32 protein-coding genes are annotated in these 26,005 nt (G+C 67.4%); 20 read left to right on the plus strand and 12 right to left on the minus strand.

The annotated features are described in order from the left end of the window. The first annotated feature begins 38 nt into the window (after positions 1-38). Positions 39-470, plus strand: a complete 432-nt coding sequence (locus ABIB54_RS01555) for a nucleoside deaminase (RefSeq protein ID WP_354574232.1) — start codon at positions 39-41, stop codon at positions 468-470. A gap of 25 nt (positions 471-495) precedes the next feature. On the opposite strand, the gene ABIB54_RS01560 is transcribed toward ABIB54_RS01555, so the two are convergent. Together ABIB54_RS01560 and ABIB54_RS01565 are read right to left on the minus strand one after the other, a co-directional pair. Next, entirely contained in the window at positions 496-1,182 is a 687-nt protein-coding gene (locus tag ABIB54_RS01560; RefSeq protein WP_354573767.1) for a glutamine amidotransferase, read from the minus strand. A 2-nt stretch (positions 1,183-1,184) separates the two neighbouring features. Further along, positions 1,185-2,147 (minus strand): cation diffusion facilitator family transporter, encoded by a 963-nt coding sequence (locus ABIB54_RS01565; RefSeq protein ID WP_354573768.1) that lies wholly within the window; start codon positions 2,145-2,147, stop codon positions 1,185-1,187. A gap of 23 nt (positions 2,148-2,170) precedes the next feature. On the opposite strand from ABIB54_RS01565, the gene proC reads away from it, so the two are divergent. Next, on the plus strand, positions 2,171-3,004 hold the full coding sequence (gene proC, locus ABIB54_RS01570) for a pyrroline-5-carboxylate reductase (RefSeq protein WP_354573769.1): 834 nt from the start codon (positions 2,171-2,173) through the stop codon (positions 3,002-3,004). Between the two features lie 467 nt (positions 3,005-3,471). On the opposite strand, the gene ABIB54_RS01575 is transcribed toward proC, so the two are convergent. Both ABIB54_RS01575 and ABIB54_RS01580 read right to left on the minus strand, forming a co-directional pair. After that, positions 3,472-4,143, minus strand: a complete 672-nt coding sequence (locus ABIB54_RS01575; RefSeq protein WP_354573770.1) for a potassium channel family protein — start codon at positions 4,141-4,143, stop codon at positions 3,472-3,474. Continuing rightward, positions 4,136-5,560, minus strand: coding sequence for a TrkH family potassium uptake protein (locus tag ABIB54_RS01580; RefSeq protein ID WP_354573771.1), 1,425 nt, complete (start codon positions 5,558-5,560; stop codon positions 4,136-4,138). Before ABIB54_RS01580 ends, ABIB54_RS01575 begins: the two co-directional genes overlap by 8 nt. A 59-nt stretch (positions 5,561-5,619) precedes the next feature. On the opposite strand from ABIB54_RS01580, the gene ABIB54_RS01585 reads away from it, so the two are divergent. The 3 genes from ABIB54_RS01585 (at position 5,620) to ABIB54_RS01595 (ending at position 6,786) form a co-directional block, all read left to right on the plus strand. Then, a complete protein-coding gene (locus ABIB54_RS01585; RefSeq protein WP_354573772.1) occupies positions 5,620-6,153 on the plus strand; it encodes an ArsR/SmtB family transcription factor in 534 nt (177 codons plus the stop codon). A 151-nt stretch (positions 6,154-6,304) separates the two neighbouring features. After that, on the plus strand, positions 6,305-6,499 hold the full coding sequence (locus ABIB54_RS01590) for a helix-turn-helix domain-containing protein (RefSeq protein ID WP_185202256.1): 195 nt from the start codon (positions 6,305-6,307) through the stop codon (positions 6,497-6,499). A gap of 188 nt (positions 6,500-6,687) precedes the next feature. Further along, positions 6,688-6,786 carry a 30S ribosomal protein bS22 gene (locus tag ABIB54_RS01595; RefSeq protein WP_003792170.1) on the plus strand — a complete coding sequence of 33 codons (99 nt, stop codon included), beginning with the start codon at positions 6,688-6,690 and terminating at the stop codon, positions 6,784-6,786. Between the two features lie 52 nt (positions 6,787-6,838). On the opposite strand, the gene ABIB54_RS01600 is transcribed toward ABIB54_RS01595, so the two are convergent. After that, positions 6,839-7,618 carry an HAD family hydrolase gene (locus ABIB54_RS01600; RefSeq protein WP_354573773.1) on the minus strand — a complete coding sequence of 260 codons (780 nt, stop codon included), beginning with the start codon at positions 7,616-7,618 and terminating at the stop codon, positions 6,839-6,841. Positions 7,619-7,690: 72 nt separating this feature from the next. On the opposite strand from ABIB54_RS01600, the gene ABIB54_RS01605 reads away from it, so the two are divergent. Together ABIB54_RS01605 and ABIB54_RS01610 are read left to right on the plus strand one after the other, a co-directional pair. After that, complete coding sequence (locus tag ABIB54_RS01605) at positions 7,691-7,957, plus strand: glutaredoxin family protein (RefSeq protein WP_354573774.1); 267 nt, start codon at positions 7,691-7,693, stop codon at positions 7,955-7,957. A 3-nt stretch (positions 7,958-7,960) separates the two neighbouring features. Continuing rightward, a complete protein-coding gene (locus tag ABIB54_RS01610; protein WP_354573775.1) occupies positions 7,961-8,260 on the plus strand; it encodes a Dabb family protein in 300 nt (99 codons plus the stop codon). Between the two features lie 11 nt (positions 8,261-8,271). Here ABIB54_RS01610 and ABIB54_RS01615 read toward each other — a convergent pair whose 3' ends face one another. Together ABIB54_RS01615 and ABIB54_RS01620 are read right to left on the minus strand one after the other, a co-directional pair. Beyond that, the gene (locus ABIB54_RS01615; protein ID WP_354573776.1) at positions 8,272-8,832 is read right to left on the minus strand and encodes a hypothetical protein; all 561 of its coding nucleotides are present in this window, start codon (positions 8,830-8,832) and stop codon (positions 8,272-8,274) included. Between the two features lie 85 nt (positions 8,833-8,917). Continuing rightward, positions 8,918-9,100 carry a YegP family protein gene (locus ABIB54_RS01620; protein WP_354573777.1) on the minus strand — a complete coding sequence of 61 codons (183 nt, stop codon included), beginning with the start codon at positions 9,098-9,100 and terminating at the stop codon, positions 8,918-8,920. A gap of 230 nt (positions 9,101-9,330) precedes the next feature. On the opposite strand from ABIB54_RS01620, the gene ABIB54_RS01625 reads away from it, so the two are divergent. Genes ABIB54_RS01625 through ABIB54_RS01650 form a run of 6 tightly spaced genes read left to right on the plus strand, consistent with a single transcriptional unit; the run spans position 9,331 to position 14,713 of the window. Further along, positions 9,331-9,969 carry a histidine phosphatase family protein gene (locus ABIB54_RS01625; RefSeq protein WP_354573778.1) on the plus strand — a complete coding sequence of 213 codons (639 nt, stop codon included), beginning with the start codon at positions 9,331-9,333 and terminating at the stop codon, positions 9,967-9,969. Next, positions 9,966-10,556 carry a TlpA disulfide reductase family protein gene (locus ABIB54_RS01630; RefSeq protein WP_354573779.1) on the plus strand — a complete coding sequence of 197 codons (591 nt, stop codon included), beginning with the start codon at positions 9,966-9,968 and terminating at the stop codon, positions 10,554-10,556. The genes ABIB54_RS01625 and ABIB54_RS01630 overlap by 4 nt, the downstream gene beginning before the upstream one ends. Next, positions 10,556-11,311 (plus strand): cytochrome c biogenesis CcdA family protein, encoded by a 756-nt coding sequence (locus ABIB54_RS01635; protein ID WP_354573781.1) that lies wholly within the window; start codon positions 10,556-10,558, stop codon positions 11,309-11,311. The genes ABIB54_RS01630 and ABIB54_RS01635 overlap by 1 nt, the downstream gene beginning before the upstream one ends. Beyond that, on the plus strand, positions 11,295-12,980 hold the full coding sequence (resB, locus tag ABIB54_RS01640) for a cytochrome c biogenesis protein ResB (protein ID WP_354573782.1): 1,686 nt from the start codon (positions 11,295-11,297) through the stop codon (positions 12,978-12,980). Before ABIB54_RS01635 ends, resB begins: the two co-directional genes overlap by 17 nt. Further along, entirely contained in the window at positions 12,977-13,945 is a 969-nt protein-coding gene (ccsB, locus tag ABIB54_RS01645) for a c-type cytochrome biogenesis protein CcsB (RefSeq protein ID WP_502917037.1), read from the plus strand. Before resB ends, ccsB begins: the two co-directional genes overlap by 4 nt. Before the next feature lie 30 nt (positions 13,946-13,975). Continuing rightward, a complete protein-coding gene (locus ABIB54_RS01650) occupies positions 13,976-14,713 on the plus strand; it encodes a DUF952 domain-containing protein (protein WP_354573783.1) in 738 nt (245 codons plus the stop codon). Positions 14,714-14,809: 96 nt separating this feature from the next. Here ABIB54_RS01650 and ABIB54_RS01655 read toward each other — a convergent pair whose 3' ends face one another. Beyond that, the gene (locus ABIB54_RS01655) at positions 14,810-15,502 is read right to left on the minus strand and encodes a GTP pyrophosphokinase (protein WP_354574234.1); all 693 of its coding nucleotides are present in this window, start codon (positions 15,500-15,502) and stop codon (positions 14,810-14,812) included. 235 nt (positions 15,503-15,737) lie between these two features. Between ABIB54_RS01655 and ABIB54_RS01660 the strand changes: the two genes are divergently transcribed. Next, positions 15,738-17,555, plus strand: coding sequence for a DUF2207 domain-containing protein (locus tag ABIB54_RS01660; RefSeq protein WP_354573784.1), 1,818 nt, complete (start codon positions 15,738-15,740; stop codon positions 17,553-17,555). Between the two features lie 23 nt (positions 17,556-17,578). Here the strand turns inward: ABIB54_RS01660 and ABIB54_RS01665 are convergent, their stop codons facing one another. The 3 genes from ABIB54_RS01665 to ABIB54_RS01675 all read right to left on the minus strand — a co-directional run bounded on the left by ABIB54_RS01665 (position 17,579) and on the right by ABIB54_RS01675 (position 20,383). Then, positions 17,579-18,112 carry a MarR family winged helix-turn-helix transcriptional regulator gene (locus tag ABIB54_RS01665; protein WP_354573785.1) on the minus strand — a complete coding sequence of 178 codons (534 nt, stop codon included), beginning with the start codon at positions 18,110-18,112 and terminating at the stop codon, positions 17,579-17,581. Between the two features lie 54 nt (positions 18,113-18,166). Further along, the gene (locus ABIB54_RS01670; protein ID WP_354573786.1) at positions 18,167-19,207 is read right to left on the minus strand and encodes an LLM class flavin-dependent oxidoreductase; all 1,041 of its coding nucleotides are present in this window, start codon (positions 19,205-19,207) and stop codon (positions 18,167-18,169) included. Between the two features lie 195 nt (positions 19,208-19,402). After that, positions 19,403-20,383 carry an o-succinylbenzoate synthase gene (locus ABIB54_RS01675; protein WP_354573787.1) on the minus strand — a complete coding sequence of 327 codons (981 nt, stop codon included), beginning with the start codon at positions 20,381-20,383 and terminating at the stop codon, positions 19,403-19,405. A 150-nt stretch (positions 20,384-20,533) separates the two neighbouring features. On the opposite strand from ABIB54_RS01675, the gene ABIB54_RS01680 reads away from it, so the two are divergent. The 4 genes from ABIB54_RS01680 to ABIB54_RS01695 are packed head-to-tail and all read left to right on the plus strand — an operon-like array spanning position 20,534 to position 23,380. Beyond that, the gene (locus ABIB54_RS01680) at positions 20,534-20,818 is read left to right on the plus strand and encodes a Fe-S cluster assembly protein HesB (protein ID WP_354573788.1); all 285 of its coding nucleotides are present in this window, start codon (positions 20,534-20,536) and stop codon (positions 20,816-20,818) included. 42 nt (positions 20,819-20,860) lie between these two features. Further along, positions 20,861-21,223 carry a hypothetical protein gene (locus ABIB54_RS01685; protein WP_354573789.1) on the plus strand — a complete coding sequence of 121 codons (363 nt, stop codon included), beginning with the start codon at positions 20,861-20,863 and terminating at the stop codon, positions 21,221-21,223. Next, complete coding sequence (locus tag ABIB54_RS01690) at positions 21,220-22,359, plus strand: AMP-binding protein (RefSeq protein ID WP_354573790.1); 1,140 nt, start codon at positions 21,220-21,222, stop codon at positions 22,357-22,359. The genes ABIB54_RS01685 and ABIB54_RS01690 overlap by 4 nt, the downstream gene beginning before the upstream one ends. A 10-nt stretch (positions 22,360-22,369) precedes the next feature. Beyond that, complete coding sequence (locus ABIB54_RS01695) at positions 22,370-23,380, plus strand: 1,4-dihydroxy-2-naphthoate polyprenyltransferase (RefSeq protein WP_502917038.1); 1,011 nt, start codon at positions 22,370-22,372, stop codon at positions 23,378-23,380. A 36-nt stretch (positions 23,381-23,416) separates the two neighbouring features. Here ABIB54_RS01695 and ABIB54_RS01700 read toward each other — a convergent pair whose 3' ends face one another. Continuing rightward, positions 23,417-23,683, minus strand: a complete 267-nt coding sequence (locus ABIB54_RS01700; RefSeq protein ID WP_354573791.1) for a DUF4229 domain-containing protein — start codon at positions 23,681-23,683, stop codon at positions 23,417-23,419. Between the two features lie 71 nt (positions 23,684-23,754). Here ABIB54_RS01700 and ABIB54_RS01705 point away from each other — a divergent pair, with 71 nt between their 5' ends. Together ABIB54_RS01705 and menD are read left to right on the plus strand one after the other, a co-directional pair. Further along, on the plus strand, positions 23,755-24,111 hold the full coding sequence (locus tag ABIB54_RS01705) for a PLD nuclease N-terminal domain-containing protein (protein ID WP_354573792.1): 357 nt from the start codon (positions 23,755-23,757) through the stop codon (positions 24,109-24,111). Next, positions 24,108-25,781, plus strand: a complete 1,674-nt coding sequence (menD, locus tag ABIB54_RS01710) for a 2-succinyl-5-enolpyruvyl-6-hydroxy-3-cyclohexene-1-carboxylic-acid synthase (RefSeq protein WP_354573793.1) — start codon at positions 24,108-24,110, stop codon at positions 25,779-25,781. Before ABIB54_RS01705 ends, menD begins: the two co-directional genes overlap by 4 nt. Positions 25,782-26,005 lie beyond the last annotated feature (224 nt).

The raw sequence follows: 26,005 nt of genomic DNA on the forward strand, positions 1-26,005 counted from the left end.
GCGCGTTGACAGTCGTACCGCCGCTCTACACCCAGCGGATGCTCGAGGCCATCGCGAGCGCGAAGCTGGCCTTGGAGCACGCTGACGTTCCCGTGGCCGCCCTCGTGCTCGATGCATCCGGTGCCGTCATCGGGGCAGGGCGAAACGAGCGCGAGCTTCGCCAGGACCCGACCGCTCACGCCGAGATCCTCGCGCTGCGGGCCGCTGCGGCAGCCAACGGCGACTGGCACCTCACCGACACGACCCTCATCGTGACCCTCGAGCCCTGCGCGATGTGTGCCGGGGCGATTCTGTCCGCGAGGGTGCCCGTGGTTGTCTTCGGCGCCTGGGACCCCAAGGCCGGTGCGGCCGGTTCGGTCTACGACCTGCTGCGCGACCGGCGGATGCCGCACCGCGTGGAGGTCTACGCGGGTGTCGAAGAGGCGAAGTGCGCCGAGCTGCTGCTCGACTTCTTCGTGAGCAAGCGCTGACAGCGCCCCCGCCACCCGGAGGGAGTTAGAGCGCCCCGAGCCACTCGCTGAACATCGCGACGGACGCGGCCTGCATCGGGGGAGCCTTGGTGAGGGCCTCCCGCCGCAGATCCTCCGGTTCGATCTCGAGGGAGGCGAGTTCGGGGGCGCCGTCCAGGACCCACCGCTCGTGCATATCGGCGGTGAGCTCCGGGTGGAATTGCACGGCGAGCACGTAATCCCCGAGGGCGAAAGCCTCATTGCTATATGCGCTCGAGCTCGCCAGCCGCACCGCTCCACTCGGCAACCCGAAGGTGTCACCGTGCCACTGCATCATCGGCACGCCGGCCACGTGCTTCAGGGGTGAGTCGAGACCCGCTTCGGTCGGTGTCACGTCGCGAAAACCGATCTCCACGGTCTTGCCCTTGCGCACGGTCTCGCCGAGTGCCTCGGCGATCAGCTGCGCGCCAAGGCAGATGCCGAGGGTGGGGCGTTCCCGAGCGAGGCGTTCGCGCAGGAAGTCGAGCTCGTCGACGAGATAGGGATGCGCCTCCTTCTCGTAGGCGCCCATGTCACCACCGAGCACCACGACGAGCTCGGGATCCGGCTGGTCGTGCGGGGATTCCGCCGCGACATCCAGGTAACGGATCTCGTAGCCGTGATCGCGCAGAACCGGTTCGAGATTGCCCAGGTGGGCGATCTCGGCGTGCCGGAGAACCAGGGCGACCGGCATCGTCAGTCCGCCGCTCGAATGATGATGGCCTCGGTGGAGGGGTTGCCCTCGCCGGGCGCCACGTACACGTCTGGCTCGATGTAGATGACCCGGGCGATGGGCACCTCGGTGCGGACGCGCACCTCGAGGTTGTTGATCGCCGCGGCGACCTCGGCCAGCTTCATCTTGGTGGGGAACGCGACCTTCGCCGCGACCAGAAGCTCATCCGGTCCGAGATAGAGGGTCTTCATGTGGATGAGGGATTCGACGTCCGAGTCGGCGTTGATCGCATCACGGATCCGCACGGTGTCGTCGGCAGATGCGCCCTCGCCCACCAGCAGGCTCTTGGTCTCGATGCCGAGCACGATGGCCACGAGCACGAGCAGCACCCCGATGAAGATGGTGCCGATGGCATCCCACATCCCGTCGCCGGTGATGATCGTGAGCACCACGCCGACGAAGGCGAACAAGAGGCCGGTGAGGGCGGCGACATCCTCGAGGAGCACGACCGGCAGTTCCGGTGCCTTGGCGTGGCGGATGAATGCGAACCAGCTGTCCGTGCCTCGAATGTGATTGGACTCCCGCACGGCGGTGCGAAGCGAGAAGCCTTCGAGCACCATGGCGATGAGCAGCACAGCGATGGGGATCCACGCGTTCTCGAGGGGATGCGGATGCTGGATCTTGTTGATCCCCTCGTACAGAGAGAAGACCCCACCGACGCTGAACAGGATGATCGAGACCACGAACGCGTAGACGTAGCGCTCGCGTCCGAAGCCGAAGGGATGCTCGGCATCCGCCTGCTTCTTCGCGACGGATCCACCGCGCAGCAGCAGCACCTGGTTGCCGGTGTCGGCGAGGGAATGCACGCCCTCGCCGAGCATCGAGCTTGACCCGGAAACCCCCCACGCGATGAACTTGGCCACGGCGATGCCGAGGTTCGCGGACATCGCCGCGATGATCGCGCGTTTGCTGCCTTCGGTGCTCATGCGGTCAATCCTAGGATGAGGTGATGAGCACCCTTCCGACCATCGCCATTCTCGGAGCCGGTTCGATGGGGGGAGCGATCCTCAGCGGACTGCTCGCTCCGTCGGTCACCGTCGAGGGTGGCATCCGCGTCACCAATCGCACGGAGGCCAAGGCCGCTGCCCTGCGGTCGGAGGTCGTCACCTCCTCCGCTCTCGAAACCGATCCGGCCGCGAATGTGACAGCGGTGACCGGAGCCCGCATCGTGCTGGTCGGGGTAAAACCGGCCATGGTGCCCGACCTGCTTCGCGAGATCGCCCCCGCGCTCGCCGAGGACGCCATCGTCGTGAGCGTGGCCGCGGGAGTGACGACGGCCACCATGGAGGCTCTGGTGTCACAGGTGGTGCTGCGGGCGATGCCCAACACGCCCGCGCTCGTCGGCAGGGGAGTGACCGGCGTCAGCGCCGGTTCGCGGGCGACGCCGGAGGATGTCGCGCTCGCGCTCACGCTGTTCGACACGGTCGGGCAGGTGCTCGAGATCCCCGAGTCGAAGATCGACGCGCTCAGCACGATCTCGGGATCGGGCCCCGCCTACGTCTTCTACCTGATCGAGCAGCTCACCAAGACCGCCGTGGCGCTCGGATTCACCTGGCAGGAGGCCGCGACGATGGTGAACGGCACCTTCCTCGGCGCAGCGGAGCTTCTCGAGGCCTCCGGCGAGGACCCCTCGGAGCTGCGTCGCCGGGTCACCAGCCCCAAGGGCACCACCGAACGAGCGATCTGGGAGCTGGAGAAGGCCGACCTCTCGTCGGTGTTCGACCGGGCGACCGCCGCGGCACTCGCCCGCGCGCGCGAGCTGGCGGCCCCGCTGGTCGAGTAGGCCGCCCGCGGCCGTGTCGAGACCCGGGGCCGTGGTCTCGACACGCTCGCTGGCGCTCGCTACTCGACCGGCAGTGGGTGTGCCGGTCGAGTAGGCCGCCCGCGGCCGTGTCGAGACCCGCGATCCCGGGGCCGTGGTCTCGACACGCTCGCTCGCGCTCGCTACTCGACCGGCGGTGGGTGTGCTGGTCGAGTAGGCCGCCCGCGGCCGTGTCGAGACCCGCGATCCGTGGTCTCGACACGCTCGCTGGCGCTCGCTACTCGACCGGCAGTGGGTGTGCTGGTCGAGTAGGGCGCTCCGCGCCCGTGTCGAGACCCGCGATCCGGGGTCTCGACACGCTCGCTGGCGCTCGCTACTCGACCGGCAGTGGGTGTGCTGGTCGAGTAGGCCGCCCGCGGCCGTGTCGAGACCCGCGATCCGGGGCCGTGGTCTCGACACGCTCGCTGGCGCTCGCTACTCGACCGGCTCTACTTCTCCAGGTTCGCGAATCTCTCGATGTCCGCGGAGTTGCCGCTCACGATGATCAGGTCCTGGTCGGAGACCACCGTCTCTGCCGTGGCATAAGTGAAGTCCTCGCCAGGGGTCTTCACCCCGACGACGGTGATCCGGAACTTCCGCCGCACAGCCGACTCAGACAGCGGCACGCCGCGAATCGGCTTCGGCGCATGCATCTTCACCATCACGAAGTCGTCATCGAACTCGATGAAGTCGAGCATCCGTCCGGAGACCAGGTGGGCGGCACGCTCCCCAGCCTCGAGCTCGGGAAAGATCACGTGATTCGCGCCGATGCGCTCCAGGATCGTGCCGTGGGACTTGCTGATCGCCTTCGCCCAGATCTGGGGCACGCCGAGGTCCACGAGGTTCGCGGTGATCAGCACGCTGGCTTCGATGGATGATCCCACCGCGACGACCGCGATCGAGAAGTCCTGCGCCCCGATCTGCCGCAGGGCGTCGATGTTGCGGGCATCCGCCTGCACGGCGTGCGTCACGACCTCCGACCAGGTCTGCACGAGCTGGGGGTCGGTGTCGATCACGAGCACATCGCGGTCGAGTCGGATCAGCTCGCCGGCGGCGGCAGTGCCGAACCGACCGAGTCCGATCACGAGCACGGCAGCATTGGCCGGAATGGGATCAACCAACGATGGGCCTCTCTTCCGCTCGGTGGAACAGCTGTCGCCGCGTACTCGCCGCGAGGGCCGCGGCGAGTGTCACTGTACCAACGCGTCCGAGGAACATCGTTGCCGCGAGCACGTACTTCGCGGAGTCCGGAAGGTTCTCGGTGAGGCCGGCGGAGAGCCCGCAGGTCGCGAATGCCGAGATCACATCGAAGAGCACGAAGTCGAGACGTTCGCCCGTGAGTTGGAGAACGACGATCGTCGACACGGCGACTGTGGTGGCGCCCCACAGCCCAACGCTCACGGCGATGCGTACGACATCGGTGGGGATGCGGCGTTCGAATGCTTCGACCTCGCTCTTGCCGCGGGCTTCGGCGAACGCAGCGAGGAACAGAACCGCGAGGGTGGTCACTTTGATGCCGCCGGCGGTGGAGGCCGAGCCTCCGCCGATGAACATGAGCATGTCGGTGACGAGCAGGCTCGATCCGTTGAGCTGGCTGATGTCGATGGTCGCGAAGCCGCCCGAACGGGTCATGACCGACAGGAAGAACGACTGCAGCACTCGCTGCCCGCCGTCGAGGCCACCGAAGGTGTGGGGATTGGCGAACTCGAGCCCGAAATAGGCGACGGCCCCGATCAGGAGGAGGATTCCGCTCGTGACGAGGGTGAGCTTTGCATGGAGGGACCAGCGCCGCGGCTTTCGAAGGGTGCGGGAGAGCACGTAGATCACCGGAAAGCCGATGCTGCCGAGCAGCACTCCGAGCATGAGCACCCCGAGAAACCAGAGATCGTGGGCATACGGGGCGAGCCCGGTGGTGATGGGCACGAAGCCGGTGTTGGTGAAGGCCATCGCCGCGAAGTAGATCGACTGCCAGATCGCGTCGGGAAGGCCGACTCCTCCGAGAAGGATTCGGGGCAGGAGCGCAACGGCGATCACCGCTTCGATCACCAGAGTGCTGATGGCGACGGTCGCGAGCAGCCCGCCGATCTCCCCCAGCCGTACCGCCTGGCCCTCCGCGATGGGCCCCCGCTGGATCCGCAGCGGGTTGCTGTCGCTCGCGACCATCAGTTTCGCCCTCAGGCCGAGCTTGCGTGAGATGACGAGCCCCAGGATCGACGCGAGGGTCAGTGCCCCGACCCCGCCGATCTCCACACCGACGAGGATGACGCCATTGCCGAACGCGCTCCAGTTCGTCGCCATGTCCACGGTCGTGAGCCCGGTGACGCAGACCACCGAGACCGCGGTGAAGAGGGCGTCGGCGAAGCTGGTTCCGGATGGCGCTGCCGACGCGGCCGGCACCGAGAGCAGTGCGGTGAAGACGACGATCAGGGCGATGAACACGCCGACGGCGAACCGCGCCGGTGATGCCGAGGCGAGATCTGTGAACGAATCCCGTGCTCGACCAAGGATCCCGGCGCGCACAAACGGTGTGGTGGCCATTAGTCCCCTCGCGACAGGTTGTCATGGTACCCCCGTGTCGTGCCCGGTAGCCTGTCGGAATGGCTGACATCTTTGACGTGGTTGCCGATGCGACCCGACGCGACCTCCTGCGGGTGCTGCTCGACCGGTACACGGCGTCCGACACCGCGCACGGTCGAGCGAGTGCGGGTGAGATCAGCGTCGGTGAGATCGTCGAGAAGCTCGGGCTGAGCCAGCCGACCGTGTCGAAGCATCTGAAGGTGCTGCGGGACCACGATCTGGTGACCGTGCGGGAAGAGGGTCAGCACCGCTATTACAGTCTCGACACGAGCCCGCTCGAAGACCTCGAGGACTGGCTCATCCCCTTCTTGAGTGCGGACTTCGATGGGGGCATCGACGAGGGCTCGACGGTGTTCGCGGCGTGGTCGGGCGTTCAGGTGCCCGAGCCGTTCCGGCGGGCGGCCGAGACGCTGCAGCATCCGACGGATGCGGGCACTGCGATTGGCCGCAGGGCGGCCGAGGCGAGCATCCGGCTGCAGGATGCCCAGCACGATCTCGAACGCCGGGTGATCGAACCGATCAAGAAGAAGCTCGGCCGGCAGGGCGATCGTTAGTCCGTTCTGCCGCGCAGTGCGTCTCGCCCGAACTGGGCTGTTGCCAGCGAGTCACACTAGCCCCTACAGTTACCGATTAGCACTCCAGTAACACAGGCGATCGAGTGTGTCTGTTCCCAATATCGCTGGAACCTGACAAGGGGCACCCGACATGGCACGCGATCTCTCCGAGGTGCGCTTTCTCACGGTGGCGGAAGTCGCCGACATGATGCGGGTGTCGAAGATGACGGTCTACCGTCTCGTTCACGCCGGCGAGCTGCCCGCGATCCGCTTCGGCCGCTCGTTCCGGGTGCCGGAGTCCGCGGTCGTCGCGGCCATCGACACGCCGATCTCCGACGTCGGTTAGCCCGGCCGCTACTGCCCCCGGGGCTCGCCCTCACGCGTGCGCGGATGGCTCTCGCCGAAAAACCGGGAGCATCCGCCCCGATACCCCCGGTTAGCAGGTCGACAGCGGGACGGCTAAGATAGCCCGAGGCAATTTTTCCGTGGTTCTGATCGAATCCGGTCGTCTTCCGAACAACAGTTGAGGTCTTTATGGGTTCCGTAATCAAGAAGCGTCGCAAGCGCATGGCGAAGAAGAAGCACCGCAAGCTGCTTCGCAAGACTCGTCACCAGCGTCGCAACAAGAAGTAGCGTCGTGTGAGGGACCGCGCCCCGTGCGCGGCCCGACTACCGAGCGCCAGGCCTATCCGGCTTGGCGCTTTGTGTTTTCCGCGCGCACGGCACGGCCCTCGCGGCGAACCCGTCGCACTGCCGCCCGGATACTCGCGGGGTCGAGCCGCATGATCGGCCAGTCGTGCGTTCGCGCGTGCGCGGCGAGCGCGGCATCCGGGTTCACGACTATGCGGTTGCCCACCAGCTCGAGCAGGGGGATGTCGTTGCGGGAATCCGAATAGGCCCAGCAGTCCGCGAGATCCGCTCCGAGAGACGTCGCGAGCTCCTCGGCCGCTATCGCCTTGCGCGCACCGTGGAGCACGGGACCGTCGAATTCGCCGGTGAGTTTGCCGTCCCGAGCGCGCAGCATCGTGCCGAGGGCGCCGGTGAGGCCGAGCCGACGGGCGATCACCGCAGCGATGTCAACGGGCGCGGCCGTGATCAGCCAGACCTCGTGGCCCTTGCGCAGGTGCTCGCGCGCGAGTTCGACGGTCTCCGGCCAGAGCCGCGACTCGATCTCGCGCTCGTACACATCATCGGCGAGCGTGGTGAGTTCGTCGGCGGGAAGCCCCTTCGCGAGTCCCAGGGCACGTTCCTGCGCGCTGGCGAAGTGCTTGACGTTCTCCCCGACCGTCACGAATCGCAGCTGGTGCCATCCGAAACTGAGCAGGTCGCGCACCCCGACATGACCGCGCTTCCAGGCGGCACGGCTCACGTGGTACGCGCTGGCGCCGTGCAGCAGGGTGTTGTCGACGTCGAAGAACGCCACGATCGGGCGAGCGGACGCCGAGTCGGGCTGTGAGGCTGGCATGTCGCACCATGCTACGCGGGAGTTCTGGGCCATTCGCCGCACGGCCCCGCGCAACGCCGATACTGTTGTTTCGTGTCCACGGCAGCCATCACCCTCATCGGCAAACCGGGGTGTCACCTGTGCGATGCCGCTCGCGAGACGATCGGCACCGTCATCGAGCAACTGGGGTCTGACGCCTCCGCTCCCGTCATCACGATGGAGGAGTTGTCGATCTTCGATGACGAGGCCCTGCTCGATCGCTATGCGGACGAGATCCCGGTCGTGCTGATCAACGGGCGCGTGCACAATATCTGGCGCGTGGATCCCGAGCGGTTGCGCGCCGCCCTATTGGAGGTCTAGAAGATGCTCAAACATGTCGTGTCCTGGAAGGTCGCGGATGCCGCGAGCCCGGAGGGCCAGGAGAAGATCGCCTCGATCGTCTCGGGCCTCGAATCGCTCGTTGGCGTCGTGCCGTCGATCCGGGCGCTGAGCGTGGGGCCGACGGTGGTGACCGGACCCAACCACTGGGATCTCGCTCTCATCGTGGACTTCGACGACGAGGTGGGCCTGGAGGCCTACCAGGTGCACCCGGAGCACCAGAAGGTCGGAGCCTTCATTCGCTCCCAGGTCACGGCGCAGGCCTCGGTCGACTTCCTGGTCTGAGAACCCAGGGTCTAGCGGTTCTTGGCGGCGGCTTCCGCTTCGGCGCGAGAGTCGTAGACGGGTTCGTCGAGCACGTACACGAGGTCTTCGTTGGGAGCCACGAGCAGCAGGTCGGTCTCTTCGTCGGCGGCCTGGAAGTCGGCGGAGACCAGTAGCTCATTGTTGAGATGCACCGTGAGGATGCCGCTGCCGGTCTCGAGCGAGGCCACCTCGAGCGCGTTCACCGGCTTGCCGCCGGCCCGTTCGAGCAGCGCGGAGACCGCGGCGCCCACTCCCGTGCCCGCCGCGAGGAACGCCTTCTCGTCGATGACGGTGTAGTCGTAGCGGGTGCGCACGGTGAAGGTGAGCTCCTCCGCCTCATCGTCCTCTTCTTCGTCCTCGTCGTCGTAGAGATCGTCGAGCGCCTCGCCATAGGCACCGACCGCCTCCCACAGCTCGCGGTCGACCTCGACCGCGGCGTCGTCCTGGTCCGTTCCGGAGGCCAGGAGGGCGATGTGCGCCTCGAGGATCGTCTGCAGGTCGCGGCCCGCCTCGATGGCGGCCTGGCGGGGGTCGGGGGCGTCGTTGTTCATGCAGGTCACGGTAGCAGGCACGCCCCTACAAGACGGATGCCCACGGCCATAGCCGCGGGCATCCGTCCTGAATCGGGGTGGGGATTTACTCGATCTCGACGACCGGGGCGTCTGCCGCGTTCTTCTTGATCGACTCGATGCCGTTCTTCGCGCCGGCCTTGGAGGAGTAGCCCTCCGAAGACAGCGCGATGACCTCGCCGTTGCCGGCCTTGAGGCGGAAACGGTATTCGCCGCCCTTGTCGGTGTAGAGCTCGAACTTTCCAGCCATCGGGATGCCTGCTTTCTCGTCGGAACGGGCGACCTTGCCCGTTTCACGGACAACTCTAGGGACCGGGCCGATCCCGGTCTAGAGTGTCGTCGTCGTCGGCGCCCGGGCCAGCGCGGTCATTCCGGGTCGGCGTGCAGGCCCGGGTTGTCCGCGACCACCCGCAAGCAGCGGCCGGGCGCCCGGCACCGTTCACGGGATTCCCGCAGCAGCGCAAAACGTAGACTGGGCGCGTGGCTGCATCCCTGATCCACCTCGTCCGGCACGGAGAGGTCTATAACCCGGAGGGCATCCTCTATGGGCGGCTGCCGGGATACCACCTTTCGGAGCTCGGACAGCGGATGGCGACGGCCGCGGCTGGCCAGTTGGCCGGGCATCCCATCACCGCGTTGTATGCCAGCCCCATCCAGCGTGCGCAGGAATCCGCCGCCCCGTGGAGCGCGAAGTTCGGCCTCGAGATCGTCACCGATGAGCGACTGATCGAGCCGACCAACAGGTTCGAGGGAAAGAAGTTCGAGTTCGGCCCTGCGGTGCTCACCAAGCCCGGCATGTGGCGTTGGGTGATCAACCCCTGGAAGCCGAGCTGGGGTGAGCCCTATGTGAGCGTCATCGACCGCATGATGTCCGCGATCGGCGATGCCTGGGACAGGGAGGACGGCGGCGAGGTCGTGATGGTGAGCCATCAGATGCCCATCGTGATGGTGCAGCGATTCGTCGCCCGAAAGCGACCGTTCCACGACCCGCGCGAACGACGCTGCCACCTGTCGAGCATCACGACCCTGCGCAAAGACGGCGACTCCTTCGTCGAGGTCGGCTATCAGGACCCCGCTGCCGAGCTGTTGGCCGGATCGATCGACACGGGTGCGGTGTGAGAGCGCGCCTCACGGTGGCAGCGGTACTCGTGGTCGGAGCCCTCGCTCTCAGCGGCTGCAGTTCCGACTCGCTCGCTAAGGACTATGGCAATGGCGGCACCAACTACACGGATGACTCCGGGCTGCCCGTGCAGATCCCCGCGGCCAAACGCACCGCACCGATCGACTTCACCGGCACCACCGTCGACGGCAAGACGCTCACCGTCTCCAACGACCGCGCCCGGGTGACCGTCGTCAACTTCTGGTACGCGAACTGCGCCCCCTGTCGGGCGGAGGCGCCCTTCCTGCAGGGGCTGTACGAGAAGTACCAGTCCGACGGGGTCAAGTTCATCGGCGTCAACATCTTCGACCAGTCGCCCGGTGCCCTCTCCTTCGAGAAGACCTACAAGATCACCTATCCCTCGGTGATGGATGTCGACAGCGGCGCCGCGAGGATCGCCTTCGCCGGGGCCGTGGCCCCGACCGCCACCCCCACGACCTTCGTGCTGGATGCCAAGGGCCGCACCGCCGCGCGCATCGTCGGCCAGCTCGAGTCGCAGTCCATCCTGAATACCCTCATCTCCGACACGCTCGCCGAGAGCAAGTAGTGGACATCAGGAATCTGATCCTGGAGGGCAACCTCGGATTGGCGCTGCCCATCGCGCTGCTGGCCGGTCTCGTCGCTTTCGCTTCACCGTGTGTGCTCCCGCTTCTGCCGGGCTACCTCGCCTATATCGGGGGATTCGCCGGCAGCGCGGAGAAGAACGTCCAGGGCGCGCGTCAGCGCGGGCGCCTCCTGCTCGGTGTGGCGCTCTTCGTGCTCGGATTCAGTGTCGTCTTCATCACGCTGAACCTGCTCGCGGCTGCAGCCGGCGCCCTGCTGATCCCCTGGCTCGGAGTCATCACCCGCATCTCCGGCGTCATCCTCATTCTGATGGGGCTCGTCTTCGTGGGGCAGTTCACCTTCCTCCAGCGCGAGTTCAAGCCCCGGTGGCGCACCACCACCGGGCTTGCCGGCGCGCCCCTGCTCGGCATCGTCTTCGGCCTCGGCTGGGTTCCGTGCATCGGGCCGACCCTGGCAGCGGTCCTCTCGTTCAGCATGGGGAGCGGCAATGCCTGGCGCGGGGTGCTCCTCGGCGTGGTCTACTGCCTCGGCCTCGGCATCCCCTTCCTGCTCGTGGCACTCGGCCTCAACTGGGTCACCGGCTCGGTCGCCTGGCTCAAGCGCCACATCCGCGTGATCAACATCGTCGGCGGATCGCTGCTCATCCTGATCGGGCTCCTCATGGTCTCCGGTCTGTGGCAGATCATCGTCAACCAGCTGCAGGGGGTGATCGTCGGAAACTATGAGTCGCCCCTCTGATCACATCGATTCCCCCACACCCGCACCCCGCGACGGCATAACGCAGCCGAAGCTCGGGCCGATCGGCTATGTCCGCTTCTTCTGGCGGCAGCTCACCAGCATGCGCACCGCGCTATTCCTGCTGTTGCTGCTCGCGATCGCCGCGGTGCCCGGATCCGTCTTCCCCCAGCGCAGCTCCGACCCCAACGGGGTGACGCAGTACTTCTCGAACAACCCCTCGGCAGCGCCGGTGCTCGACAAACTGCAGCTCTTCGACGTCTACACCTCGGCGTGGTTCTCGGCGATCTACCTTCTGCTGTTCATCTCGCTGATCGGATGCGTCATCCCGCGCACGATCCACCACGCCAAGGCCCTCGCCTCTCCGCCGCCGAAGACCCCCGCGCGACTCGAGCGCCTCGGCGCCTTCAGCGCATTCGAGATCGAACCGGATGCCACGGGCCCCTCTCTCACGGCGGCCTCCGCCGTCGATTCCGGCCGCGCCGTGCTGCGCAAGGCGGGGTATCGCGTCAAGCTGTTCGACGGTCGCGGACCCGACGGCCCCGAGTTCTCCGCCTCGGCCGAGCGCGGTTACCTGCGGGAGACCGGCAATCTGGTCTTCCACATCTCCCTCATCGGCATCCTCCTCGCCGTGGGAGTCGGCGGCGGTGTCGGCTACACCGGCCAGAAGGTGCTGGTCGTCGGGCAGGCCTTCGCCAACGTGCGCCTCACCTTCGACTCCTTCACCAGGGGGCGCTTCTTCTCGGACAGTGACCTGCAGCCCTACCGGCTGCGCCTCGACAAGTTCGCCGTGAAGTACGAGGAGAAGAACGACAACGCCCTCGGCCAGCCGATCGACTACACCGCGGATGTCACGACCTTCGACTCCACGGGCAAGGCCACGAAGGCCGTGGTCAAGGTGAACGACCCGCTGCGCCTCGGCGGCAACGACATCTACCTGCTGGGCAACGGCTACGCCCCCTGGGTCACCGTGAAGAATCCGGCGGGCAAGGTCGTCTATTCCGAGCCCGTGCCGTTCCTCGCGCAAGACGCCAACCTCACCTCGCTCGGCATCATCAAGGTGCCGGACGGACTCGCCTCCCAGCTCGGCATGCGGGCGTTCTTCTACCCGACGGCCGCCGAGAGCTCGGATGGGGTGCTTGGCTCGGTCTATCCCGACCTGCGCAACCCCGTGCTCTCGCTCGTCGTGTTCAAGGGCGACCTTGGCATCAACAAGGGCGTTCCCAAGTCGGTGTTCGTGCTCGACACCGACAAGATGACCCCGCTCGCGGGACCGGGCACCGCCGATGGAACCTCGGCGCTTCGGCTGAAGCCGGGGGAGACCGCGCAGATCCCCGGCGGCCTCGGATCCATCACCTTCGAAAACAAGGCGCCCGCCTCAGACAAGGCCGACCTGTCGAAGAGTGTGCAGCGCTTCGTCTCGTTCGACGTGCACCGCGACCCCACCCAGGGCTGGGTGCTGTTCTTCGCCATCTGCGTGCTCGCCGGCCTGCTGACCTCGCTGTTCATCCCGCGTCGCCGTCTGTGGATCAAGGTGATCGAGCTCTCGGGTGGCCGCATGAGGATCGAATACGCCGGCCTTGCGCGCGGTGAGGATCCGACGCTGGAGGCAGCGGTCACAGCCATCGCCCAGCGTCACTCCCAGCAACTCGGGCTTAGGCTGGATCCGTGACTTCTGCTGCCCTCGCGTCGTACTCCCTCACCGCGGTCTACTCCGCAATGGGCGTGTACCTCTTCGCCTTCATCGCCTTCACTCTCGACCTGGCGAAGCGTTCCGCCGAGTCCCCGGTGGCCGTCGTCGCGTCACCGGTGCGCGTGGGCCAGATGTCGCGCGTGGGGGGCACGGCGGTCCTCGATCGCGCCCCGGTTGTGACGGCTCCCGCTCGCCGGTCGAACCGGTTCGAGCGGGCCGCTTTCGCGCTGACCATCCTGGCGTGGGTCCTGCACGTGGTCGGGACCGTGCTGCGCGGCGTCGCCGCCCACCGGGTGCCCTGGGCCAACATGTTCGAGTTCAGCCTCACGGCCTCCGCGATCATCGTCGGTGTGTTCATCGCCGTACAGGCCTGGCAGAACCTGCGCTTCCTCGGGGCGTACATCACCGGCTTCTCGCTCATCGTGCTGGGCTTCGGCACCGTCGGTTTCTACGTGAATGTCGTGCCGCTTCCGCCCGCACTTCAGTCGTACTGGCTGGTGATCCACGTCTTCGTCGCGACCCTCGGCACCGCGTTCTTCGCCATCGGCGCTGGCCTCTCACTGGTGCAGCTGATCCAGACCCGGCGGGAGGCGAACCAGTTCGCCAACCTCAAGTTCCTTGACACCATGCCGACCGCGGAGAAGCTGGAGACCCTCGCGTACCGCGTGATCGTGGTCGGCTTCGTCTTCTGGACCTTCACCCTCATGGCCGGCGCGATCTGGGCAGAGCACGCCTGGGGCCGCTACTGGGGATGGGACACCAAGGAGGTCTGGACCTTCATCATCTGGACCATCTTCGCCGGTTACATCCACGCCCGCGCGACCCGCGGCTGGCGCGGCTCCCGATCCGCGTACCTCGCGATCGTCGGCTTCGCTGCGGTGATGTTCAACTTCACCATCGTGAACCTGTTCTTCAAGGGCCTGCACACCTACAGCGGCCTGTAACAGCGACCTGAAACCACGGACGGGCCGTCGATGTCACTGCTGCACATCGCACACGTCGCGGACTGGAGTGCCGCGGCCGTCACGGGCGAGTACCGCGTGTCCACTCGCGGTGCCTCGCTCGAACAGGTCGGCTTCATCCACGCCTCCTCTTCTGCTCAGGTGGCCGGGGTAGCGGGCTTCGCCTACCGGGACGACCCGGAGGAGCTCGTCGTGTTGGTGATCGACGAGGAGGAGCTTCGTCGGGCCGGCATCCCCGTGCGCTACCAGGACGGCGGGAACGGCTCCCTCTTTCCCCACATCTTCGGGGCCCTCAGGCCCGAATTTGTGACAGGGGTGCGACCGGCGGGCTTCGTCGACGGTGTGTTCCTCTGGCTGCGGGAGGGACGCGCCGAGGGCTTCGAGGGCACGATCGCCGAAACGGATGTCGCGGCCGCCGTCGCAGCGGAATACCGGCTGCTCGACCCGGCGGTGCGTCGCGATCGCGCCGCCGTTGCCAGCCTGCTCTCCCCGGAGTTCACCGAGATCGGAGCGTCGGGGCGACTATGGGGGCGCACGGAGCTCCTCGCCGCGATCGGGGAGTTCGAGTCATCCGCGGGCCTTCTCGTGACTGAGCTCGAGGCGCGTGTTCCCGCACCGGGGCTGGTGCTGCTCGGCTACGTGTCGACCGCCGGCGATTCGCGTGCCCGCCGATCGTCGTTGTGGCGGAACACGGCGCACGGGTGGCGCGTGGAATTCCACCAGGGCACCCCGCTCGCCGCTTCCGACTAGGACTGGTGCCCCGGAGCCTCTGCGGAGAGTGTCGTCTCGGCTCGAGGAGGCATCCCATACGAAGGCATCGACCGGCTTCAGGGGGTGGAGAGGAAATCAGTGACGGTCCGGAAGCGACCGTGGAGGGCCAAAGCTCTCGCGGAACTTCTGGAACTGCTGGAGTACCGCTTCGTCCGGGGTGACGCTCTCCGGTGGGGGTGTCGTGGTTCTCGCCCCGAGCCCGCGCACCTCCTCGTGCAGCCGCTCCATATCCGCATCCAGCCGACTGGCGGTGTCCGCCGCTTCCTTGAGCCCGGCGATCAATTCAGCCGGCACCTCGTCGTCGTACTTGTAGTAGATCTTGTGCTCGAGACTGGCCCAGAAGTCCATGGCGATGGTGCGGATCTGGATCTCGACCCGCACCGGCACCACCCCGTGGGAGAGGAAGACCGGCACCTCGACGATCGCGTGAAGACTCTTGTAGCCGTTCGCCTTCGGCGCGGCGATGTAGTCCTTCACCGTGATCACTCGGATATCGTGCTGGCCGGCGAGCAGCTCGAACACCCGATAGGTGTCGGAGACGAAACTGCAGGTGATGCGGATGCCCGCGATGTCGGTGATCGCCTCACGAATCGAGTCGAACGATGGGTCGAGCTGCTTGCGCTGGATCTTCGCGATGATGCTGTCCGGCGACTTGAGCCGGGAGGAGACGTGCTCGATGGGGTTGTAGTCGTGAAGCTGGCCGAATTCCTCGCGCAGGATCGTGATCTTGGTCATGACCTCGTCGATGCCGAACTTGTACTGCATCATGAAGCGCGTGAAGTCGTCCCGGAGTTGCCTGAGGTCGCCGAAGGCGGGGCCCGAAGCAAGGACATCGTCGCTTGTGCTCACCCCACCAGCCTAGGAGGCGCACCTGCCAGGAGCCCTCGGAGCCGCAGAATCGACTCCCTGTGGAGTAGCGGCGCTCCCCGCAGCGGAACCGCTCCGGCGGATCTGATGCCGCTGGCCGGTCGAAGGGCCATCGCCCTCCCCTACGCTGGGGCACATGAGGCGTCTCCTTCTCGTGACCGCGGTATCGGCAGCAATCGCGCTTGGGCCGATCGCAGCGGTCAGCCACGGGCCCGCATTGCCCGCAACGGACGGGGCCCCCGTCGGCGTCAGTTCGGGAGTCGACGATTTCGCGTTCGACAGTTTCACCGGCGACTACACGCTCGCTCGGGACTCTGCCGGCCGCTCCACCCTGACGACCGTCGAGACACTGGTCGCCCGTTTCCCGGCGTCCGATCAGAACCACGGGATCCGCCGCGAGCTCATCGATCGTTTCGACGGGCATCCCACCGATCTCAAGGTCACATCGGTGACCGACGAGCAGGGCAGAGCACGCGCGTACAAGACCTCCTCGAACGACGGCGTGCTGTCGCTCACCGTGGCGGACCCGGGCTACGTGCACGGTGTGCAGACCTACGTCATCAGCTACACCTCGCACAACGTGACCCGGTATTTCGCGGACACGAAGGCCGACGAGTTCTACTGGGACACCAACGGCACCGGATGGAAGCAGCCCTTCGCGAAGGTCTCGGCCGAGGTTCATCTGCCGGCGGACCTCCAGACACGGTTCTCGGGGCGAGCGGATGCGGCATCCGGGCTCGAGGGCGCGAGCGGCCCGGCGACCATGACGAGGACCGAGGACGGCTTCGCGGCATCGGCGACCGACCTCGGGCCGGGGGAGAACCTCAGCTTTGCGATCGGCTTCGACCCCGGCACCTTCACCCCGCGAGACGACTCGTTTCTGTCGGCTCCGTGGCCGAGCCTGTCGCTTCTCGGCATGCTCGTCGCACTGCTCGTTGCGGCACGGGCTCTGTTTATCCGCCGGAGCCGGCTGAGGGATGCTCCGGGTCGCGGCATCATCGTGCCCGAATACCTGCCGCCGAAGGGCGCGAGCCTGCTCCTGTCTTCGCTGATCACGGCAACGACGGGGAAGTCCACGCCGGCGCAGATTCTCGCGCTCGCCGTGTCGGGCAACCTGCGAATCGTCGCGGTCGAAGGATCCGGGTTCAGCCGCAAGCCGGGCTACGAGTTGGAGTTCTCGACGGCAGAGGGGGCGAATGCCGACGCCACGGAATTCCTGCACGCCATCTTCGGGGACACTCTGACAGAGGGCGAGCAGCGCGACCTCAAAAAGAACGATCAGAAGGCGGTCAAGCGGCTCGCGGTCCTCATGAAGCGGGTCACGGCGGATGCCACGACCAACGGATACCGCCGGCCTCGGCCCGCCGGCGTCATCGGGCTGCTGGTGCTCGCGTCAGTGCTCGCGTCGAGCGCGGGAATCGCATTCGCCATCGCCTCCCTAGCCTCGGTGCACGGCAACCCGGTCTTGTTGGCTGTCTTCGTCGGCGTCTCGGTTGTGGCCTTCGCCACCACCGTCGTGCTGGTCTCGCACGTGCCCTTGGATGCCAAAGGCGTCGAGCTGCGGGAGTATCTTGCGGGGCTGCGGGAGTACATCTCACTCGCGGAGGCGGACCGTCTGCGTTTTCTGCAGTCGCCGACCGGCGCCGAGCGCGCTCCCGTCCGCACTGACGATCGACGCCAGGTGGTCACGATCAACGAGAGGCTGCTGCCGTACGCGGTGCTCTTCGGGATCGAGAAGGCCTGGGCGGCCGAACTCGGTCGATATTACGAAGAGACGGGCCAGAATCCGTCGTGGTACGTCGGCACGGGCACCTTCAATGCGGCCGCCTTCGCCAGCAGCATCGGTTCGGTGTCTCTCAGCGCGTCGTCCGCCTACAGCAGCACCAGCGGTGGCTCCGGTGGTGGGGCGGTGTCCGGTGGCGGCGGCGGGGGCGGTGGAGGCGGTGGCGTGTAGTCGCCGCACGGCCGCCCGGCGGCTCAGTCGGCCGGCGTGAGCACCGCGGCGCACGCCGCGAGATCGGCGCGGAAACGGGCTCGACGCTTCTCGGGCACGGCGGCGAGCATCTGCTTCTCCACCGATCGAGCGACCGTATTCGCCGCATTGAGGCGTTGGCGGCCCTCTGCGGTGAGGGTCGTTGGCAGCGCCCTGCCCTGGGGTGCGGTGTCGGGCCTGGTGACCAGGCCGCGATCCTGGAGGCCGCGGAGCACGAGGTTCATCGACTGCCGGCTCACGAAGGCGCCCCGGGCGAGATCGGAGCTCGACATGCCGGGGCTGCGCCCGAGCAACTCGAGGCAGCTGTGCTGCGCCGCGGAGAGGTGGAGGGGGCGAAGCGCCTCGGCCATCGTGCCGCGCAACGCCGCCGCGGCATGCCGAAGCACATAGGTGAGCGCTTCGTCGAGCACACCGGTCAGCGTGGCATCCGCCTCGACCTTCTTGTGCGCGGCCTTCTTCTGCGCGGGGGCTGACTTGCCGGTCGGCTCGGACTTGGACTTCTTGCCGTGTTTCGCCATGTCAATAGTGTGACACCACGGCCCGCTGACGGCTAGAGGTCGGCGGACTCCCGGTCAGGCCCCTTCGGCGAGGAGCTCGCGCACCCGCGGTGCCACCACTGTGCCGAAGAGCTGGATGCTCGACATCAGCTTCTCGTGGGCCAGGGTGCCATTGGAGTACTTGAGGTCGAAACGGTCGAGACCGAGCACGCGGGCAGTCGACGCGATCTTCTGCGCGACGGTCTCCGGCGATCCGACATAAAGCGAGCCGGTATCGGCCTCGTTTTCGAAGGACTCCCGACTCATCGGGCCCCAGCCTCGCTCCTTGCCGATGCGGCTCATCATCTCCGAGTGGTGTGGCCAGAGTTCCTCGCGGGCCTGCTCGTCAGTCTCCGCGATGTGCCCGGGCGAATGCACCCCGATCTTCGGTGTCGGCAGTTCGAACTGGGCGAGGGCGCGGTGGAACAGGTCGACATAGGGGGCGAAGCGGGCCGGTTCCCCGCCGATGATCGCGAGCATGAGATTGAAGCCGTAGCGTGCCGTGCGCACGACGGATTCCGGGCTGCCTCCCACGCCGATCCAGGCGGGGAGCAAGCCGTTCTCGACCACGGGATACACGCGCTTGTCGACCACCGGAGCGCGGGTCGTTCCGGTCCAATTCACCGGGTTCTGCTGGCGAACGGCGGCGAAGAGCTCGAGCTTCTCCTCGAACAGGCGCTCGTAGTCGGCGAGATCCAGACCGAACAGCGGAAAGGATTCGGTGAACGAGCCGCGCCCCAGGATGACCTCGGCGCGCCCGTTCGAGATGCCGTCGAGGGTGGCGAAGCGCTGGAAGACCCGGATGGGGTCATCCGATGACAGTACGGTGACGGCGGTGCCGACATGGATGCGTTCGGTCTGCGCCGCGATCGCCGCCAACACGACCTCCGGGGCGGAGACCGCGAAGTCCTTGCGGTGATGTTCGCCGACGCCGATGTAGTCCAGTCCGACCCGATCGGCGAGCACGCCCTGGGCGACCAGGTTTCGCAGCACCTGGGCGTACGGCACGGGTGTGCCATCCGCCTCGTTGGTGACGTCACCGAAGGTGTCGAGTCCCAGTTCCAGTTGCGTTGCCATCAGTGTCTCTTCCCGTCAATGTGTATGCGTGTGCATAGATCGACAACGATGGAATGGCCGTCGATATTCCGAAGCTGCCCAATCTGGCACGATGACAGGGTATTCGCGCAGGGCGGTGCGTAACGGCCCGTTTCGCGACGAGCCCGGATGGATCCCGATGCTCCGATGGCAGACGGCCCCTCAGCAGACCGCCGGTCAGGAGGGGAGCAGCGCCAGACACCGTTCGAGACGGGCGTTCCACCACTCCACCCGGTCCGCATCCGCGGCGTACCGGTCGAGCAGGTCCGCATCCGGCGTCACGCGGTGCACATTCACCAGTCCCCGCTCCGCGACGAGCGAGTCGGCGGTGATGTCAGAGGCGAGCAGGCTCACGGTCGCGAGCCCGCAGTCGTAGGCGAGCTCGGGAATCGCGGCGGCGAGGTGCGCTCCCATCGAGATGCCGACGGAGGTCTCCAGCGCGCTCGAGACGACGACGGGAAGCCCGGCGGCATCCACGATCCGCAGGGCGGCGCGAATCCCTCCGAGCGGCTGCGCCTTGATGACGAGCAGATCGGCGGCCCCGGCCTTCGCGACCTCCAGCGGATCCTCCGCCTTGCGGACGCTCTCATCGGCGGCGATCGGAAGGCCCATGTACTTGACCCTCGTGCGGATGTCGGCCAGCTCGTCGACTGTCGCGCAGGGCTGTTCCACATACTCGAGATCGCTCGGCGCGAGGGCGTGGATGGCGTGCTCCGCCTCATCGACATTCCAGCCGCCATTGGCATCCAGGCGGATGCGGCCCTCCGGCCCGAGATAGTCGCGAACGGCGACGACCCGCGCCACATCGTCGGCGAGCTGCTGGCCGGGCTCCGCGACCTTGACCTTCACGGTTCGGCAGCCGGGGAACCTGTCGAGAATCTCCCGCACGGCATCCGGCGCAACGGCGGGGAGCGTGGCGTTCACCCGGATCTGGCTGCGGAAGAGCGCGGGGGCCTGCAGCCAGCCGAAATCTATGGCCGCGGCCAGCCACGCTGATGCTTCGTGGTCGCCGTACTCGAGGAAGGGCGAGAACTCGGTCCACCCCGCGGGCCCCTCGAACAGCATCACCTCTCGACAGTCGATGCCCCGGAATCGCTGGCGAAGCGGCAGCGCCACGACGCGTGCGGAAGAGAGCATGTCAGGCAGCGATGGCAACATGACACCAGTCTGGCGCACCGCGGCTGAATGAGGCGGCTGTGTTGTGCCCGGAGGTGGGAGAACCCTCCGTGTCTGCTGTCAGGACTTGCGCTGGCCGCCCGAGTGCGGAAGCGTGGCCACCTTCCATTCGCCCCATCGAAAGGACCAATCATGCTCACTCTCACCGATTCAGCCTCCACCGTCGTGAAGACGATCATCGAACGCACCCCCGATGTCGCGGATGCCGCGCTGCGCATCAGCGCCTCAGAGGCCGGTGCCACAGACCTCTCGCTCGCCGTCGCCACACAGGCCGAGCCGAATGACACCGTGATCGTCAGCTCCGGTGCGAAGGTATTCGTCGAGCAGAACGCCGCGCTCGTGCTCGACGACAAGGTGCTCGACGCCCAGATCGATGACGAGGGCGGAGTCCGCTTCTCCATCGACGTTCAGAAGTAAATACCGCGCTCCCGTCCCAGCGGGCTCGATTACCCTGAACTCATGTCTTTCGACCCGGTTCAGGTCTCCGCTTCGGATCGCGCGGAGCCGGGCCCGCTGGCGGCACCGTCCCGGGCCGTGAGCCGACGCATCCCTCGGCTCGGCGTCGTAGCCCTCGCTCTGTCGGTGCTTGCGGCGGCCCTGGAATGGGTCGCGATCGCCACCGGAAGCGGGGGTGCCTGGGGCGCGGCCACTGTGCTCGCGTGGTTCGTCATCGGCCTCTTCGCCCTGGCGTCGGTCCTCGGGATGGTGGCAGTGCTCGCTCGCCAGGGCAGGTCTCTCGGGCTCGCAGCGATCATCCTGAGCCTCCTCGCCAACCCGCTCACGCTGGTCGGTATATTCAGCGTGCTGGGATCGAGAGCATGACCCGGCCACTGCGCGCCACCGCCGCAGACGATCCCGCTGCGGTGTTCGTCGCCTTGCGTGACGCGCTGGCCGGAGGGGACGCGATCCTGCCGGGGACTCCCCGCACCAGGATGCCCGACACCGTGGACCAGCGGGTGGCGGTCGTCATCGAGACGAGCGGGTCCACCGGCGTGCCGAAGCGTGTCGCGCTCAGTGCCGACGCCCTGTTGGCGGGCGCAGCGGCATCCGAATCCTCCCTCGGCGGTCCCGGCCAGTGGATGCTCGCGCTGCCGACCCGCTACATCGCCGGCATCAATGTGCTCGTGCGCTCGCTGGCCAGCGGGTTCGCACCGGTGTATTTCGGCAGTGGGCATTTCGACGCCGCTGAGTTCGCCGCGGCCTCCCGCGCGCTGGAGGCGGAGCTGCGCTTCACCTCGCTCGTGCCGGCCCAGCTCGCCCGACTGGTGGATGCGGCGGACGACCTCGACCTCCTCGCGGTCGTACGTCGATTCGACCGCATTCTCGTGGGCGGCCAGGCCACGCCTCCCGCACTGCTCGCGCGGGCCATCGAACTCGGTCTCAACGTCACGAGGACCTACGGATCGAGCGAGACCTCCGGAGGCTGCGTCTATGACGGCATCCCGATCGGCGCGGTCGAGGCGCGCATTGTCGACGGCCAGGTCGAGCTCGCCGGCCCCGTACTCGCCGAAGGCTACCTCGGCGACCCCGCCGCCACGGATGCCGCCTTCGTCAGCCGTGCCGGGGCGCGCTGGTATCGCACGGGCGACACCGGCGAGATCGTCGACGGAGTACTCCGGGTGACCGGGCGACTCGACAGCGTGATCATCTCGGGAGGCGAGAAGGTGTCGCTTGACGCGATCGAGCGGGTGGTGCACGCGATGCCCGGGCTCGCGGATGCCGTTGCCGTGAGATCCCCGAGTGCCGAGTGGGGCGAAGTGCCCGTGATCTTCACCTCCGCGACGGCGACGCTCGCCGAGGTGAAGGCGGCGGTGATCGCCGCCCTCGGGCGGGCATCCGCGCCGGTCGCCCTGGTGAGGGTGGAGCGCGTGCCCCAGCTGCCGAACGGTAAGCCGGATCGCCGGTCCCTCACCGCTTTCGCGGCGTCGCGGGGCGGTCGCCCCGGCCCCGGTCGGTAGAATTCGACCCGTGGCTAACGCAGGCAGACCCGTCCAGAAGCGCATCGATCCCCGCAGCGTCAATTCGAGCTCCGCGGGCTCTCGCAACAGCGTGGGCAAGAAGGGCGGCCGGCCGGGCGGGAAGGCTCCCCGGGTGGTCATCCGCAAGGCCACGGCCGGCGACTGGATCGGCGGAGCGCGACTTCGCACTCTCCCTCTCGCGATCGCCCCGGTGGCGCTCGGCACTGGCGCGGCTCACCTGCTCTCCGACGGCGGCTGGCACTGGGTGCGCGCGCTGCTCGCCCTGGCGGTGGCCGTCTTCCTGCAGGTCGGCGTCAATTTCGCCAACGACTACTCCGATGGCGTGCGCGGCACGGATAAGAACCGTGTCGGGCCGTCGAGGCTCACCGGTTCCGGTGCGGCACAGCCGAGAACGGTGCTCACCGTCGCGCTCGTGTTCTTCGGGCTCGGCGGCCTTGCCGGGCTCGCTCTCACCATCACGAGCGGTTATTACTGGCTGCTCGCGATCGGAGCCCTCAGTATTGTTGCCGCGTATTTCTACACCGGCGGCAAGCGGCCCTACGGCTACAACGGCCTGGGTGAACTCTTCGTCTTCGTCTTCTTCGGACTCGTCGCCACTGTCGGAACGACCTTCACCCAGGTCGGCACGGTGAACATCGAGAGTTGGCTCGGTGGCGTCGCGGCGGGACTCTTCGCCTGCGCGGTGCTCATGGTCAACAACATCCGCGATATCGCCCAGGACACGCTGTCGGGCAAACGCACGCTCGCGGTGCTCGTCGGCACGCGGGCCGCGCGCATCCTGTTCGCGATCTTCGTTGCCGTGCCGTACCTGATCCTGATCTTCTTCTCGATCTTCTACGTGAAGGCGCCGCTGGTGTACTTCTCGCTGCTGTCGGGGCTGCCCGCCGTCGTGATCACGCTCACCGGCAAGACGGCTCCGGAGTTCATCCTCGCCCTCAAGCTGACGAGTTTCACGGCCCTGGTGTTCGGCGTCGCGCTTGCCGCCGCGATCGCCTTCTGACCGGGGCCAGGGCGGTTGGGACCAGTGCGGATGCGATCAGCGCGGCTCTTCGAACCGATCGAGCGCCTCGTTCTCGAGTTCGTTGTCGCGATCCCGATCCTTGTTGTCACGCAGGTGACCGATGCTGGAAGACACGGCCTCGCGCTGCTTGCGCAGGAAGATGTAGGACACGCAGAATCCGATGATCGCCGCGCCGATGGCGGCAACGAAGACGTTGATGCCCACCAGAAGAAGGATCGCGAGGGCCGCGGCGAAAGTGCCAACCCTGATGAGAGAGAAGACGATCCACTGGCGCGAGTACACGCCAAACAGTCTAGGCACGTGCGCCTGAGAGCTCGTGCTCTCTGTGCAGGATCCCGGCCTAGAATCTGCACATGGCTCGGCTCTCAGTGATACTCGCAGTGCTTTTCGTGGCATTCACGATCTTCTCGTTCATCGACTGCATTCGCACGGAGGAGTCGCGTGTTCGAGCGCTGCCGAAGACACTCTGGGCCGTTCTCATCGTGATCCTCACCCCATTCGGCGGCATCCTCTGGTTTGCACTCGGCAAGGAGCGCTCGGGTGGCGCGGGCGTTGCGGCCACCGGTGGGGGAGGCTCGAAGGCTCCGGATGACGATCCGGAATTCCTGCGGCGGCTCGGCGCCGACAAGCAGCGCGACGAGCGGATCCGTGAGCTCGAAGCGCGGCTCGCCGAGCTCGACGACGACCAGAACAACACGTCCGAGAAGTGAGCACCCCGGTAACGGGTCCGGTGGCGGTAGGCAGCCCGGCGACGGCGTTCTCCGTTGCGCTGATCGGTGAGCTCATCGGCCGTGGGGTGCGTGACATCGTGCTGTGCCCTGGTTCACGGTCGCAGGCCCTCGCCCTCGCCGCCGCGGCGTGGGAGCGGGATGGCACGTTGCGCCTCCGGGTGCGCATCGATGAACGGGTTGCCGGCTTCCTCGCCCTCGGCATCGCGGTGGAGACCGGCCGCCCGGTCGCGATCATCACGACCTCTGGCACGGCCGTGGCCAATCTCCACCCGGCTGTGCTCGAGGCTCACCATTCCGGCATTCCCCTCATCCTCCTGACCGCCGATCGCCCGGCGGAGCTCCGCGGCATCGGGGGCAACCAGACCACCGACCAGGTCGGCATCTTCGGCAGCGCCGTCGCCTGGGTGCGGGATGTCGCGCCCCCCTCCGACGACTCGCAGGCTGCAGCCCTGGCCGGCGAGGCCTACGCCGCAGCGACGAGGACGCCGGGACCGGTGCAGCTCAACCTCTCGTTCCGGGAGCCGCTGTCCGGGCCTGTCCAGGAACTGCCGGACGTCCGCGAACACGGATTCGCCGAGGAGCCGCCGCAAGAGCCGCGCCGGATCCCGGATGCCGCCCACACCGTGGTCATCGCCGGGCACGGCGCCGGGCCCGCTGCCGAGGCCTTCGCGAGGTCCCTCGGGGTGCCATTGCTCGCAGAGGTGTCGAGCGGGGCGCACTTCGGGCCGAACCTCGTCGTCGCCTACCGGGGCCTGCTCGACGACCCAGAGTTCGGCGGCCGCGTCGAACGTGCCGTCGTCTTCGGGCATCCCACCCTCAGCCGCCAGGTTCCGACGCTCCTCAACCGCCCGGACGTTCTCGTCCACATCGTTCGCGGCGTCACCGCTGATGCCTACAACCCGGGCCATCGCGCGGCCACGATCGACACGACCGTCACTCACGATGGACCGCCGGATGAGACAACGGAGGGACGGAACTGGCTGGGCAGCTGGGTTCATGCCGGTCGGAGCATACTGGCCGTCGATCCCTCCCCCGCTCCGGCGTCGGACGAGCGCGCGGGCGAATTCGCGCGGGAGCAGCTGGCGGTCTTCCGACAGCCGGTGACCCGCCGGATGCTCGTGGAGTCGGTGTGGCGCGTCACCTGGCCGCACGACCGGCTCGTGCTCGGGGCATCCCGGCTCATCCGCGAAGCAGACATGGTCGTTGCGGGCAAGCGCATTCCCGTGCATGCCAACCGGGGGCTCGCCGGCATCGACGGCACGATCGCCACGGGTATCGGCATCGCACTCTCGAGCCAGGACTCCGACGGCGGCAGCGCATCCGGAATCACCCGCGTGCTCGTGGGCGACCTGACCGCGCTCTACGACGTCGGCGCGCTCCTGTTCGGCGGCGGAGAAGTGCGACCCCGCATCCAGGTGATTGTCGGCAATGACGGCGGCGGCACCATCTTCGACGGGCTGGAGGTGGCCGCGACGGCTCCCGCCGATGCCTTCGACCGGGTGCAGTACACGCCGCAGGCGGTAGACCTCCGCGCCCTCGCGACCGCGTACGGGTGGGACTACCGGGTGGCGCGAAACCGAGGCGAATTGGATGAGGCGCTCGCGGCATCCGAGACGCCGACTCTCGTCGAGGTGCCGCTTCCGCGCTGATCGGAGCCGTTCCGCGCGGAATGGGTGGTCGTGCTGCGCGCTGCCGCCGGCGGCCGCTGCTGCTGGCTGCTGCCGCCGCTGCCGGCGCTGGCTGCCGCCGCTGCTGCCGCCGCCGGCTGCTGCCGTCTCCGTCGGGGGTTCGAGTCGGGGGTAGTTGCGGCTTGTGGAGTGTCCTGGTCGCATGTAGTCCCGACTCGATGGGGTGGTGTCTCCGTCGGGGGTTC

The sequence above is a fragment of the Frigoribacterium sp. UYMn621 genome (assembly GCF_040549525.1).
Classification (GTDB): domain Bacteria; phylum Actinomycetota; class Actinomycetes; order Actinomycetales; family Microbacteriaceae; genus Lacisediminihabitans.

Excerpts from the sequence above, each read along its gene's own strand:
- ABIB54_RS01555 (WP_354574232.1), top strand. The coding sequence starts at position 39 with ATGCTCGAGGCCATCGCGAGCGCGAAGCTGGCCTTGGAGCACGCTGAC.
- ABIB54_RS01560 (WP_354573767.1), bottom strand. The coding sequence starts at position 1,182 with ATGCCGGTCGCCCTGGTTCTCCGGCACGCCGAGATCGCCCACCTGGGC.
- ABIB54_RS01565 (WP_354573768.1), bottom strand. The coding sequence starts at position 2,147 with ATGAGCACCGAAGGCAGCAAACGCGCGATCATCGCGGCGATGTCCGCG.
- proC (WP_354573769.1), top strand. The coding sequence starts at position 2,171 with ATGAGCACCCTTCCGACCATCGCCATTCTCGGAGCCGGTTCGATGGGG.
- ABIB54_RS01580 (WP_354573771.1), bottom strand. The coding sequence starts at position 5,560 with ATGGCCACCACACCGTTTGTGCGCGCCGGGATCCTTGGTCGAGCACGG.
- ABIB54_RS01585 (WP_354573772.1), top strand. The coding sequence starts at position 5,620 with ATGGCTGACATCTTTGACGTGGTTGCCGATGCGACCCGACGCGACCTC.
- ABIB54_RS01590 (WP_185202256.1), top strand. The coding sequence starts at position 6,305 with ATGGCACGCGATCTCTCCGAGGTGCGCTTTCTCACGGTGGCGGAAGTC.
- ABIB54_RS01595 (WP_003792170.1), top strand. The coding sequence starts at position 6,688 with ATGGGTTCCGTAATCAAGAAGCGTCGCAAGCGCATGGCGAAGAAGAAG.
- ABIB54_RS01600 (WP_354573773.1), bottom strand. The coding sequence starts at position 7,618 with ATGCCAGCCTCACAGCCCGACTCGGCGTCCGCTCGCCCGATCGTGGCG.
- ABIB54_RS01610 (WP_354573775.1), top strand. The coding sequence starts at position 7,961 with ATGCTCAAACATGTCGTGTCCTGGAAGGTCGCGGATGCCGCGAGCCCG.
- ABIB54_RS01615 (WP_354573776.1), bottom strand. The coding sequence starts at position 8,832 with ATGAACAACGACGCCCCCGACCCCCGCCAGGCCGCCATCGAGGCGGGC.
- ABIB54_RS01620 (WP_354573777.1), bottom strand. The coding sequence starts at position 9,100 with ATGGCTGGAAAGTTCGAGCTCTACACCGACAAGGGCGGCGAATACCGT.
- resB (WP_354573782.1), top strand. The coding sequence starts at position 11,295 with ATGAGTCGCCCCTCTGATCACATCGATTCCCCCACACCCGCACCCCGC.
- ABIB54_RS01650 (WP_354573783.1), top strand. The coding sequence starts at position 13,976 with ATGTCACTGCTGCACATCGCACACGTCGCGGACTGGAGTGCCGCGGCC.
- ABIB54_RS01655 (WP_354574234.1), bottom strand. The coding sequence starts at position 15,502 with ATGATGCAGTACAAGTTCGGCATCGACGAGGTCATGACCAAGATCACG.
- ABIB54_RS01660 (WP_354573784.1), top strand. The coding sequence starts at position 15,738 with ATGAGGCGTCTCCTTCTCGTGACCGCGGTATCGGCAGCAATCGCGCTT.
- ABIB54_RS01665 (WP_354573785.1), bottom strand. The coding sequence starts at position 18,112 with ATGGCGAAACACGGCAAGAAGTCCAAGTCCGAGCCGACCGGCAAGTCA.
- ABIB54_RS01670 (WP_354573786.1), bottom strand. The coding sequence starts at position 19,207 with ATGGCAACGCAACTGGAACTGGGACTCGACACCTTCGGTGACGTCACC.
- ABIB54_RS01675 (WP_354573787.1), bottom strand. The coding sequence starts at position 20,383 with ATGTTGCCATCGCTGCCTGACATGCTCTCTTCCGCACGCGTCGTGGCG.
- ABIB54_RS01680 (WP_354573788.1), top strand. The coding sequence starts at position 20,534 with ATGCTCACTCTCACCGATTCAGCCTCCACCGTCGTGAAGACGATCATC.
- ABIB54_RS01685 (WP_354573789.1), top strand. The coding sequence starts at position 20,861 with ATGTCTTTCGACCCGGTTCAGGTCTCCGCTTCGGATCGCGCGGAGCCG.
- ABIB54_RS01690 (WP_354573790.1), top strand. The coding sequence starts at position 21,220 with ATGACCCGGCCACTGCGCGCCACCGCCGCAGACGATCCCGCTGCGGTG.
- ABIB54_RS01705 (WP_354573792.1), top strand. The coding sequence starts at position 23,755 with ATGGCTCGGCTCTCAGTGATACTCGCAGTGCTTTTCGTGGCATTCACG.